The sequence below is a fragment of the Streptomyces sp. NPDC034103 genome (assembly GCF_055575395.1).
Genome location: NZ_JBVISS010000003.1, coordinates 106,855 through 118,868, shown reverse-complemented (window position 1 = coordinate 118,868; position 12,014 = coordinate 106,855). Strand labels below are relative to the sequence as shown.

The following is a 12,014-nucleotide window of genomic DNA, read 5'->3' as shown; positions in this document are numbered from 1 at the left end:
GGGCTTCAAGCCGAGGTGTCCCGCGGGACGACCGCTCGAGTAGCAAGGTGCTGGAGGATCCGTGGACCTGTCCCTGTCGACCCGTACCGTCGGCGATCGCACGGTCGTCGAGGTCGGTGGCGAAATCGACGTATATACCGCGCCCAAGCTGCGCGAGCAGCTGGTCGAGCTGGTGAACGACGGGAGTTTCCACCTCGTCGTCGACATGGAGGGCGTGGACTTCCTCGACTCCACCGGGCTCGGCGTACTGGTCGGCGGACTGAAGCGGGTGCGTGCCCATGAGGGCTCGCTGCGCCTGGTCTGCAACCAGGAGCGCATTCTGAAGATCTTCCGCATCACCGGTCTGACCAAGGTGTTCCCGATCCACACCTCGGTCGACGAAGCGGTGGCGGCCACCGACTGACCGATCCGCCCTGGGCGCGGAACAAGGTCCGAACCCGGGGCGGCCGTTGTACAGGGGGGTCCGGGCTTCGGCAGCCCCGGTCCCCCGACAGCACGCCCGTAGTTCCGAGGGGGATGCATGGCCACCGTTGACCTCCGCTTCAGCGCGCTGCCCGAGCACGTCCGGACCGCCCGTCTGGTGGCGGCAGCGGTGGCGCGCAGGGCCGGAGTGGACGAGGCCGTTCTCGACGAGGTCAGGCTCGCTGTCGGCGAGGCCTGCTCCCGTGCCGTCGGACTGCACCAGAACAGTGGCATCACCGCACCCGTGAAGGTGCTGCTGATCGAGGAGGAGAAGCAGTTCTCCATCGAGGTCGGCGACGAGGCGCCGCGCTCGGCCCCGGGTGACCGGGCGCCCGGCGGGGCCGCCGAGAGCCCGGACGTGGAGACCGACGAGGACGAGATGGGCCTCGCGGTCATCAGCGGCCTGGTCGACGACGTGGAGGTCACCGCAGGGGAGCAGGGCGGGTCGATCCGTATGACCTGGCCGACCACTCCGCTGGCCGCGGCGCTGCCCTGACCGACACCCCGTTCTGCCCCGAAGGGCCCTACCGAGTAGGGCCCTTCGGCATGTCCGGGGGCATCCGCGCGCCCGTGGAATGATCGCGCCCGGGAATTCGTGAAAGAATTCACGATCAATCACGCGATAATTCGATCAAGCGTCAATGCTTTTGAGGCGTTACCTCTTTCGGGTCTCCTGGCGTGACCTCGATCTTTTGCTGTAGAGCATGTGAAGGCTAATTCCGTTTACCGCGCACTGTTTTGATCAGGTTCCGCTACCTACAATCCGTCCACATCTTGAGCTCAGCCCAAGCGTCAAGGAGGACGAATGGCGGGGCTTTCTACCCCTCATCAGTTGGACCATCCCACTTCCCTCGCGGCCGCGGTCCTGACCGACGACAACCGGATCATCATCTGGGTGATCGCCGCTGTCGCACTGGCCGCGCTCGTGGTCGCGGGCGTCCTGGTACGCCAGGTGCTCGCGGCCGGCGAGGGAACCGACAGCATGAAAGAGATCGCGGCGGCGGTGCAGGAAGGCGCGAACGCCTATCTGGCCCGGCAGCTGCGCACGCTCGGCGTATTCGCCGTGGTCGTGTTCTTCCTGCTCATGCTGCTGCCCGCGGACGACTGGAATCAGCGCGCCGGTCGATCCGTCTTCTTCTTGATCGGCGCGGCGTTCTCGGCGGCCACCGGCTATATCGGCATGTGGCTCGCCGTGCGCAGCAATGTGCGCGTTGCCGCGGCGGCACGGGAAGCGACACCTGCGGAAGGTGAGCCGGAAAAGGATCTCACCGCCGTCTCGCACAAAGCAATGAAGATCGCTTTCCGCACGGGCGGCGTCGTCGGCATGTTCACGGTGGGGCTCGGTCTGCTGGGCGCCTCCTGCGTGGTGCTGGTGTACGCGGCCGACGCGCCGAAGGTGCTCGAGGGCTTCGGCCTCGGGGCCGCCCTGATCGCCATGTTCATGCGTGTCGGCGGCGGCATCTTCACCAAGGCCGCCGACGTCGGCGCCGACCTGGTCGGCAAGGTCGAGCAGGGCATCCCGGAGGACGACCCGCGCAATGCCGCGACCATCGCCGACAACGTGGGCGACAACGTCGGTGACTGCGCGGGCATGGCGGCCGACCTCTTCGAGTCGTACGCCGTGACGCTGGTCGCCGCGCTGATCCTCGGCATGGCCGCCTTCGGCGACGCCGGACTCGCCTTCCCGCTGCTCGTCCCGGCGATCGGTGTGCTCACGGCCATGATCGGCATCTTCGCGGTGGCACCGCGGCGGTCCGACCGCAGCGGCATGACGGCGATCAACCGCGGGTTCTTCATCTCCGCGGTGATCTCGCTCGTGCTGGTCGCGATCGCCGTGTTCCTGTACCTGCCCTCGTCGTACGCCGACCTCGACGGCGTCACCGACTCGGCCATCGCGGCCAAGAACGGCGACCCGCGGATCCTCGCGCTCGTCGCGGTGGGCATCGGCATCCTGCTGGCCGCCGTCATCCAGCAGCTGACCGGCTACTTCACCGAGACCAACCGCCGCCCCGTCCGGGACATCGGGAAGTCCTCGCTCACCGGTCCGGCCACCGTCGTCCTCGCCGGCATCTCCGTCGGTCTGGAGTCGGCCGTCTACACCGCGCTGTTGATCGCCCTCAGCGTCTACGGGGCGTTCCTGCTCGGCGGTACGTCGATCATGCTCGCGCTGTTCGCGGTGGCGCTGGCCGGCACCGGTCTGCTCACGACGGTCGGTGTGATCGTCGCGATGGACACCTTCGGGCCGGTCTCCGACAACGCGCAGGGCATCGCCGAGATGTCCGGCGACGTCGAGGGCGCGGGCGCACAGGTGCTCACCAACCTGGACGCGGTCGGCAACACCACCAAGGCCATCACCAAGGGCATCGCCATCGCCACCGCCGTCCTGGCCGCGTCGGCGCTCTTCGGGTCGTACCGCGACGCCATCTTCACGGGCGCGCGGGACGTCGGCGAGAAGCTGTCCGGCGAGGGGGCGCCGATGAGCCTGATGATGGACATCTCGCAGCCCAACAACCTCGTCGGTCTCATCGCGGGCGCGGCGGTCGTCTTCCTCTTCTCCGGACTCGCCATCAACGCCGTGTCCCGGTCGGCGGGTGCCGTGGTCTACGAGGTGCGGCGGCAGTTCCGCGAGCACCCCGGGATCATGGACTACACGGAGAAGCCGGAGTACGGCAAGGTCGTGGACATCTGCACCCGGGACGCCCTGCGTGAGCTGGCCACACCGGGTCTGTTGGCGGTCATGGCGCCGATCTTCATCGGGTTCACGCTCGGCGTCGGGGCGCTCGGCTCGTTCCTCGCGGGCGCGATCGGCGCGGGCACGCTCATGGCGGTGTTCCTCGCCAACTCCGGCGGCGCCTGGGACAACGCCAAGAAGCTCGTCGAGGACGGTCATCACGGCGGCAAGGGCAGCGAGGCCCACGCCGCGACCGTGATCGGCGACACGGTCGGTGACCCCTTCAAGGACACCGCCGGACCCGCGATCAACCCGCTGCTGAAGGTGATGAACCTCGTCGCGCTGCTCATCGCGCCCGCGGTCATCAAGTTCAGCTACGGCGAGGACAAGAGCATCGGCGTGCGGATCACCATCTCCGTCCTGTCGCTCCTCGTGATCGTCGGCGCGGTCTATGTCTCCAAGCGGCGCGGGATCACCATGGGGGACGAGGACGGGGCGACGAAAAGGGTGGCCAACTCGGCCGACGCCGCGGTGGTCTCGTAGGCGGTCCTAGCGGCAGCCTGCTCACGGGGCGGGCGGGGGCGCGTTTCGACGCGGCTCCGCCCGCCCTTTGTGTGCGCGCCCTCTTCGTGAGCCTTCTCTCACTTGGTGCAAATGGCCCTAATAGGTGATGTAATGGACGTCCGATCTGTGGATCTCCTCCATCTGCCGTGTATGTTCCGGGGCCGAGGAGCCATGGAAGGGACCAATCCGGTGAACAAGAAGCTCGCGGCCGCGCTGTCCGGCGGTGCGGTACTGGCGATGGCACTGTCGGCATGCAGCAGCGGCGACGACAACAGCGAGAAGCTGGACGCGTGGGCCAAGCAGGTCTGCACCGCTGTGCAGCCGCAGGCCAAGAAGATCGAGGCCGCCAACACGGCGATCCAGAAGGAGACCTCGGACAACAGCACGCCCAAGGACGTCCAGGAGACGGACTCCCAGGCCTTCCAGGACATGGCCGAGGCCTACAAGGCGATCGGGGCCGCCGTCCAGAAGGCGGGCGCGCCGGAGACCGGCGACGCCAAGAACGCCGAGACGAAGCAGCAGGACGCCGTCAAGGAGCTCAACAGCCTGGCCTCGTCCTACGCCTCCCTGCAGAAGCAGGTCGACGAGCTCGACACCAAGGACCAGGCGGAGTTCGCCGACGGTCTCAAGGACATCGCGACCGAGCTCGACAAGCTGAGCACGAGCGGCAGCGACGCACTGAAGACCCTCGAGGAGGGCGAGGTCGGCCAGGCGATGGCGCAGCAGGAGAGCTGCAAGAGCGCCTCCGCCGCGCCGTCGGCCACCACCGGCTGACAACCACCCTCGCGTGGTCCCGGCGCCGTAGGCATCGCCCGCGGCGCCGGTTCACAATGGGGGCGTGAGTAACGCCGGCCTTGCCCCCTTGCCCTCCGCCGACCGCCCCGACGTCGCCGCGCGCCTGAGGGACGCCCTGCTGGGCGCCTCCTTCACCGCCGACGGGCTGCTCGAACTGCTCGGTGCGCCCGCGTACGCGGCGCTCGCCCGCAGCGAGACCGTGCCCGCACTGCGCGCGACCCGCGGGGACACCCCGCTGGAGGTGCTCGTACGCCTCTTCCTGCTGCAGCAGCCCGTGCCGCACGCGCGCGTGGCGGACGTACTGCCCGTGGACGCCTGTCTGGAGAGCGGGTGGCTCACGCGGGCCGGCGGGCCGTCCGGTGACGAGGTCGCCGCGACCGTCGACGTACGCCCGTACGGCGGGCCCGGCGGCGAGGACTGGTTCATCGTGTCCGACCTCGGATGCGCGGTCGGCGGCGCCGGCGGCATCGGCAGCCGCGACGAGGGCGTCGTCCTCGGTGTCGGCGGCGCCTCCACGACCCTCGCCGGCATCACCGTCCGCACGCCCGTCACCTCCGCCCTCGACCTCGGCGCCGGCTCCGGCATCCAGGCGCTGCACGCCGCGCAGCACGCCACGCGCGTGACGGCGACCGACCTCAACCCGCGCGCGCTGCACATCACCGGGCTCACCCTGGCGCTGTCCGGCGCCCCCGCGGCGGACCTGCGCGAGGGCTCGCTGTTCGAGCCGGTCAGGGACGGGGAGACGTACGACCTGATCGTCTCCAACCCGCCGTTCGTGATCTCGCCGGGCGCGCGGCTGACCTACCGGGACGGCGGGATGGGCGGGGACGATCTGTGCCGTTCGCTCGTTCAGCAGGCGGGGGAGCGGTTGAACGAGGGCGGGTTCGCGCAGTTCCTCGCCAACTGGCAGCACGTGGAGGGGGAGGACTGGCAGGACCGGCTGCGGTCCTGGGTGCCGCGTGGCTGCGACGCCTGGATCGTGCAGCGCGAGGTCCAGGACGTCACGCAGTACGCCGAACTGTGGCTCAGGGACGCCGGGGACCACCGCGGGGACCCGGCCGAGTACCGGGCGCTGTACGACGCCTGGCTGGACGAGTTCGAGGCGCGCAAGGTCAAGGGTGTCGGCTTCGGCTGGATCACCCTGCGCAGGACTCGGGCCGCCGAGCCGTCGGTGGTCGCCGAGGAGTGGCCGCACCCCGTCGAGCAGCCGCTCGGCGACACGGTCAGGGCGTATTTCCAGCGCCTGGACCACCTGCGCGAGCACGACGACGCGGCGCTGCTCGCGGGCCACTTCAAGCTCGCTCCCGAGATCGTCCAGGAGCAGGTCGGGCTGCCCGGCGCCGAGGATCCCGAGCATGTCGTGCTGCGGCAGAACCGCGGGATGCGCCGGGCCACCAAGGTCGACACGGTCGGCGCGGGCTTCGCCGGGGTGTGCGACGGTTCGCTGAGCGCGGGGCGGATCCTGGACGCGATCGCGCAACTGGTCGGCGAGGACCCGGTGTCGCTGCGGGACCGGACGCCCGCGCAGATCCGGCTGCTGGTGGAGCAGGGGTTCCTTGATCCCGCGTGACCGGTGAGGTGAACGCGCTCCGGTGAGGCGGGTGTGCCCGATCTGGCGGGATTGATCCTGAAAAGGTCTCCTGTCAGTGGCACGTGCGAAGCTACCTTCGAGAGACAGAGTGCACGCGCCCTCGGGGGAGGCGCGCTGTCTCGGGTCTCGGGGGGAGGCGCCATGGCGGGGGATACGCCGGACCAGGGCGAGCACAGGGTCATCAACGGCCGCTACCGGCTGCTGCGCACACTCGGCGCGGGCGGCATGGGCCGTGTCTGGCTCGCGTACGACGAGGAGTTGGCCTGCGAGGTCGCGATGAAGGAGATCGCGCTCGCGGATGTGCCGATGGACGCGACCGAGCCCGCGCAGCGCGTCGCGCGGGCCCGCAGCGAGGCCCGGTACGCGGCGCGGCTGCGCGGCCATCCGCATGTGGCGACCGTGCACGACGTGGTGGTCCACGAGGGGCTGCCGTGGATCGTCATGGAGTACGTGCCGGACGCGGTCGACCTCCAGGCGGTCGTACGGCGTTCGGGGCCCCTGCCGCCCGCGCAGGCGGCCCGGATCGGGCTCGCCGTGCTCGACGCGCTGACCGCCGGACACCGCATCGGCATCCTCCACCGGGATGTGAAACCGGCCAACATCCTGCTGGCGTCGGACGCTTCGGGCGACCCGTACGCACGCGTGCTCCTCACGGACTACGGCATCGCGCTGCGACCGGAGTCCCGCGAACCCCGGCTCACCGCCACCGCGGGCATCCTCGGCACACCGGGCTATCTCGCCCCGGAACGCGCGCGGGGTGAGCCGCCGACTCCCTCCGCGGACCTGTTCTCGCTGGGCGCGACCCTGTACTCCGCCGTGGAGGGCCGCGGCCCCTTCGACCGGCACGGCGAGTACGCCACGCTGACGGCGCTGCTGGGGGAGGAGCCGACCCCACCGGTGCGGGCCGGTGAACTGACGCCGGTGCTCCAGGGGTTGCTGGTGAAGGACCCGGTGCGCAGGTCCTCGCCGGAGACGGTGGCGCGGGGGCTGGAGCGGGTGGTGCGGGGCGCCTCGCCCGCGTGGCCGACGGCGCCGGGCGCGGGCGCCGCGGGCGCCGGGTCGACGCCGGGTGTGGCGGCCGCGGGGTCGGATGCGACGCCGGGCGGCGGTACGGCGGGGGCCGGTGCGGTCCCGGGCGGCTTCGGGCCGCCGCCCGCGGGGTTCGGGGCGGCGACACCCCGGACACCGGGTGCGCCACCGACGCCGAGCACTCCGCAGACACCGCCCACTCCGGGCGGGGTACCCCAGGGGGTGGGCGGCGCGGCGGGGGCGATGACTCCGGGAGCCGGGGGATTCGGCCCCGGCGCTCCGGCCACGCCTGCCGGGGCGCCCCCTTCGCCGTACGCCCCGTGGCGGCAGGTCTCCGTATCGCAGCAGTCGCCCGCGGCCGGCAATCCCTACGCGCCGTCCCCCTCCGCGGGCGGTGGCGGCCCTGCGCCCCACGGCCCGTACACCGGCGGTACCTACGGCGCCGGCTGGGGCGCGGGCGGGCCGGGTGCCCCTGGCGGCGGGCCACCGCCCCCGACGGGGCCTTCCAAGAAGCGGCTCGCGGTCGTCGCGCTCGTCGTGGCCGCCGTGCTGGTCGTCGCCGGTGGCACCTGGCTGGCCGTCTCGCTGACCGGCGACGACGGTGGAGACGACACCGCCACCCAGAAGAAGCCGCCTACCTCCAGCGTGCCCAAGTCCTCGGCCCCGCCCACCGGACCGGTGCTGCCCTACGGCGATGTCGTCGGGCTCACCGAGCCGCTGGAGACCGGCGACTGCGTGCAGGCGGTCTGGTCGGGGGCGCCGTTCACATCGGTGCCGAACCTCGGCAAGGTCAGCTGCACCGAGGACTGGCCCGACGGACAGGTCGTGGCGGTCGACACGGCCACCGACGCCGCCGACGCGGCCGCGGAGGGGGCCGAGCGCTGTGCGAACCAGACACGCGCGGTCGTCGACGCCCTGCCGGACGCGGCCGGCTACGCCGTCGTACCGACGAAGGAGGGCTTCACCGCGGCCAACAGCGGTACGGCATGTCTCGTACTGGGCCGCCATGCCGCGATAGGCGGTGAGGTGGGCCGCTTCCGCGACGAGGGCTCCGATCTGTGGGTCGGTCAGATGAGCGTCGGCGACTGCTGGGTCTACGAGGAAGAGGAGGACGGCTACAACGCGCCCCTCACCGACTGCGGCAGACCCCACACCGACCAGGTGATCGGGACGATCCAGGTGCCCGGGACGCTGAGCTACGACAAAGGCGTCGACAACGCGACCAAGCTCTGCGGCAACGCATTCGAGTCGATCTGGGCGCCGGGACCGGAACGGACCGTCTTCGGCTGGGTGGCCGACGAGGAGGACTGGCGGCTCGGCTTCCGGAAGGCCGTCTGCACGGTCGGGCGGGCCGACAACGGCAGGACGACCGGAAAGATACCCGCGCCCGGATCCGTCTGAGCCCGGCTCCCTGAAGAGCCGCCCGGCACCGTCCACGTGTCGCTCCGGCGTTCACCTCGGGTTCGCCCGGCCGACGCCCGCGCGTGTCAACCTCCCCAGGCTGGACACGCGCGGACGGTGCACAAGGGGGGCAGAGGGCGCATGGAGAGGGGACCGGCGATCTTCGCGGGGGCGGTGTTCGCCCTGTTCGGAGGCGGACTGCTGACATGGACGGCCACCCGGGTGCGGCAGCGCGAGCCCGTCGCGCTCGGTGTGAGCCCGGTCGCATCGGCGACCGTCGCGGGCCTCGCCGCGGTGGTGGCGCTGGTTGTCGGTGTGTGGTGCCTGACCCGCGCCTGAGGACCAGGGAAAGCCGAGGTTGCGGTAATCGGGAGGTCCCCCTCCGGTACGCCTCGAAATGACCGGTGGGTACTCCGGGCGGCAGGAATGGCGGTAGTCGGGTTACCGTTCGAGTGGCCGTTGCGGGCTTTTCCCGTTTGACACGGGGGCGGGATGTACCGTCACACTCCGCAGCGTCACCATGACCCGACCCCGGGGTGAAGACGCCTGGGGAGGCCCCAGCGTCGATCCGGAGAGAAGAGCGAAGTTGTCCCCGACCAGCGAGACCGCAAAGGGCGGCCGCCGACTCGTCATCGTCGAGTCGCCTGCCAAGGCGAAGACGATCAAGGGCTATCTCGGCCCTGGTTACGTCGTCGAGGCGAGCGTCGGGCACATCCGCGACCTCCCCAACGGCGCCGCCGAGGTGCCGGAGAAGTACACCGGCGAGGTGCGCCGGCTCGGCGTGGACGTCGAGCACGACTTCGCGCCGATCTATGTCGTCAACGCCGACAAGCGGGCCCAGGTCAAGAAGCTCAAGGACCTGCTGAAGGACTCCGACGAGCTCTTCCTCGCCACCGATGAGGACCGCGAGGGCGAGGCCATCGCGTGGCACCTCCAGGAAGTGCTCAAGCCCAAGGTCCCGGTCAAGCGGATGGTCTTCCACGAGATCACCAAGGCCGCGATCCAGGCCGCCGTCGCCAACCCGCGCGAGCTGAACCAGAAGCTGGTCGACGCCCAGGAGACCCGCCGCATCCTCGACCGCCTCTACGGCTACGAGGTCTCGCCGGTCCTGTGGAAGAAGGTCATGCCGCGGCTGTCGGCGGGCCGCGTCCAGTCCGTCGCCACCCGCCTCGTCGTCGAGCGGGAGCGCGAGCGCATCGCGTTCCGCTCCGCCGAGTACTGGGACCTGACCGGCACCTTCGGGACCGGCCGCGCGGGCGACGCCAGCGACCCGTCGACCCTCGTCGCCCGCCTCCAGAGCGTGGACGGCAAGCGGGTCGCGCAGGGCCGTGACTTCGACTCCCTGGGCCAGATCAAGGGCGCCAACACCCTCCACCTCGACGAGGCCAACGCCCGCGCGCTGGCCGCCGCGCTGGAGCAGACGCAGTTCGCCGTCCGGTCCGTCGAGTCCAAGCCCTACCGCCGCTCGCCCTACGCCCCGTTCCGTACGACGACGCTCCAGCAGGAGGCGTCGCGCAAGCTCGGCTTCGGTGCGAAGGCGACCATGCAGGTCGCCCAGAAGCTGTACGAGAACGGCTTCATCACCTATATGCGTACCGACTCCACGACGCTCAGCGACACCGCTGTCGCCGCGGCCCGCGCACAGGTCACGCAGCTGTACGGCGCCGACTACCTGCCGTCGGCCCCGCGGACGTACGCCGGGAAGGTCAAGAACGCGCAGGAGGCGCACGAGGCGATCCGTCCCTCGGGCGATCGTTTCCGCACGCCCGCCGAGACCGGGCTGACCGGTGACCAGTTCAAGCTCTACGAGCTGATCTGGAAGCGGACCGTCGCCTCCCAGATGAAGGACGCGACCGGCAACTCCGTCACGGTCAAGATCGGTGGCACCGCCGCCGACGGCCGGGACGTCGAGTTCAGCGCCTCCGGCAAGACGATCACCTTCCACGGCTTCCTCAAGGCCTACGTCGAGGGCGCCGACGACCCGAACGCCGAGCTGGACGACCGCGAGCGCCGGCTGCCCCAGGTCAGCGAGGGCGACCGGCTGACCGCCGAGGAGATCACGGTCGACGGGCACGCCACCAAGCCCCCGGCCCGCTACACCGAGGCGTCCCTGGTCAAGGAGCTCGAAGAGCGCGAGATCGGTCGTCCGTCGACGTACGCGTCGATCATCGGCACCATCCTCGACCGCGGCTACGTCTTCAAGAAGGGCACGGCCCTCGTGCCGTCCTTCCTGTCCTTCGCCGTGGTCAACCTCCTGGAGAAGCACTTCGGGCGGCTCGTCGACTACGACTTCACCGCCAGGATGGAGGACGACCTCGACCGCATCGCGCGCGGTGAGGCGAAGTCCGTGCCGTGGCTGAAGCGGTTCTACTTCGGCGAGGGCACCCCGGTCGCCGGCGGCGCGGCCGAGGCCGGCAACGGCGACGGGGACCACCTGGGCGGCCTCAAGGAGCTGGTGACCGACCTGGGCGCGATCGACGCGCGCGAGGTGTCCTCGTTCCCGGTCGGCAACGACATCGTGCTGCGGGTGGGCCGCTACGGCCCGTACGTCGAGCGCGGGGAGAAGGACGCCGAGGGCCACCAGCGCGCGGACGTCCCCGAGGACCTCGCCCCGGACGAGCTCTCCGTCGAGCTCGCCGAGGAGCTGCTCGCCAAGCCGAGCGGCGACTTCGAGCTCGGCGCCGACCCGGCGACGGGCCACCAGATCATCGCCCGGGACGGCCGTTACGGCCCGTACGTCACCGAGGTGCTCCCCGAGGGCACCCCGAAGACCGGCAAGAACGCCGTGAAGCCGCGGACGGCCTCGCTGTTCAAGTCGATGTCCCTGGACACGGTGACGCTCGCGGACGCCCTCAAGCTGATGTCGCTGCCGCGTGTGGTGGGCAAGGACGCCGAAGGCGTGGAGATCACCGCGCAGAACGGGCGCTACGGGCCGTACCTGAAGAAGGGCACGGACTCGCGCTCGCTGCAGACCGAGGACCAGCTCTTCACGATCACGCTCGAAGAGGCGCTGGAGATCTACTCCCAGCCCAAGCAGCGCGGCCGGGCCGCCGCCAAGCCGCCGCTGAAGGAGCTGGGCACCGACCCGGTCAGCGAGAAGCCGGTCGTGGTCAAGGACGGTCGCTTCGGGCCGTACGTGACCGACGGGGAGACCAACGCGACCCTGCGCTCCGGCGACAGCGTCGAGACCATCACCCCCGAGCGCGGCTACGAACTCCTCGCCGAGAAGCGGGCCAAGGCGCCCGTGAAGAAGACGGCGAAGAAGGCGCCCGCCAAGAAGGCCGCCGCGAAGAAGGCCCCGGCCAAGAAGGCGGCCGCCAAGAAGACCGTGGCGAAGAAGACGACGACGGCCGCGAAGAAGACGACCACCACCGCGAAGAAGACGGCGGCCGCCAAGGCGGCGTCGGAGGACTGACGGCGCTCTCGAGGCGGTGAGCGAAGGGGCGGCGCGACGCGAGTCGTGCCGCTGACCTTCACCAGTGGTTCGCAAAACGAACGCCC

Annotated in this window: 8 protein-coding genes; all 8 read left to right on the top strand. The window is 70.7% G+C overall.

Going from position 1 to position 12,014, the window contains the following annotated elements; genetic code table 11:
* The first annotated feature begins 61 nt into the window (after nt 1-61).
* Nucleotides 62-403: an anti-sigma factor antagonist BldG gene (gene bldG, locus ACZ56U_RS06665; RefSeq protein ID WP_005475923.1), complete on the top strand. Its 342-nt coding sequence runs from the start codon at nt 62-64 to the stop codon at nt 401-403.
* 117 nt (nt 404-520) lie between these two features.
* Nucleotides 521-958, top strand: a complete 438-nt coding sequence (locus tag ACZ56U_RS06660) for an ATP-binding protein (RefSeq protein WP_469082951.1) — start codon at nt 521-523, stop codon at nt 956-958.
* Nucleotides 959-1,267: 309 nt separating this feature from the next.
* Entirely contained in the window at nt 1,268-3,676 is a 2,409-nt protein-coding gene (locus ACZ56U_RS06655) for a sodium-translocating pyrophosphatase (RefSeq protein ID WP_469082950.1), read from the top strand.
* 192 nt (nt 3,677-3,868) lie between these two features.
* Complete coding sequence (locus ACZ56U_RS06650; RefSeq protein WP_469082949.1) at nt 3,869-4,471, top strand: small secreted protein; 603 nt, start codon at nt 3,869-3,871, stop codon at nt 4,469-4,471.
* 64 nt (nt 4,472-4,535) lie between these two features.
* Nucleotides 4,536-6,062: a DUF7059 domain-containing protein gene (locus ACZ56U_RS06645; protein WP_469082948.1), complete on the top strand. Its 1,527-nt coding sequence runs from the start codon at nt 4,536-4,538 to the stop codon at nt 6,060-6,062.
* Nucleotides 6,063-6,224: 162 nt separating this feature from the next.
* Complete coding sequence (locus ACZ56U_RS06640; RefSeq protein ID WP_469082947.1) at nt 6,225-8,513, top strand: serine/threonine-protein kinase; 2,289 nt, start codon at nt 6,225-6,227, stop codon at nt 8,511-8,513.
* Between the two features lie 141 nt (nt 8,514-8,654).
* Nucleotides 8,655-8,852, top strand: a complete 198-nt coding sequence (locus tag ACZ56U_RS06635) for a hypothetical protein (RefSeq protein ID WP_469082946.1) — start codon at nt 8,655-8,657, stop codon at nt 8,850-8,852.
* 247 nt (nt 8,853-9,099) lie between these two features.
* A complete protein-coding gene (gene topA / locus ACZ56U_RS06630; RefSeq protein WP_469082945.1) occupies nt 9,100-11,928 on the top strand; it encodes a type I DNA topoisomerase in 2,829 nt (942 codons plus the stop codon).
* The last annotated feature ends 86 nt before the right edge of the window (nt 11,929-12,014 follow it).

Bases quoted from the DNA above. Each gene is read 5' to 3' on its own strand.
- ACZ56U_RS06660 (WP_469082951.1), top strand. From the start codon at position 521: ATGGCCACCGTTGACCTCCGCTTCAGCGCGCTGCCCGAGCACGTCCGG.
- ACZ56U_RS06655 (WP_469082950.1), top strand. From the start codon at position 1,268: ATGGCGGGGCTTTCTACCCCTCATCAGTTGGACCATCCCACTTCCCTC.
- ACZ56U_RS06650 (WP_469082949.1), top strand. From the start codon at position 3,869: ATGGAAGGGACCAATCCGGTGAACAAGAAGCTCGCGGCCGCGCTGTCC.
- ACZ56U_RS06640 (WP_469082947.1), top strand. From the start codon at position 6,225: ATGGCGGGGGATACGCCGGACCAGGGCGAGCACAGGGTCATCAACGGC.
- ACZ56U_RS06635 (WP_469082946.1), top strand. From the start codon at position 8,655: ATGGAGAGGGGACCGGCGATCTTCGCGGGGGCGGTGTTCGCCCTGTTC.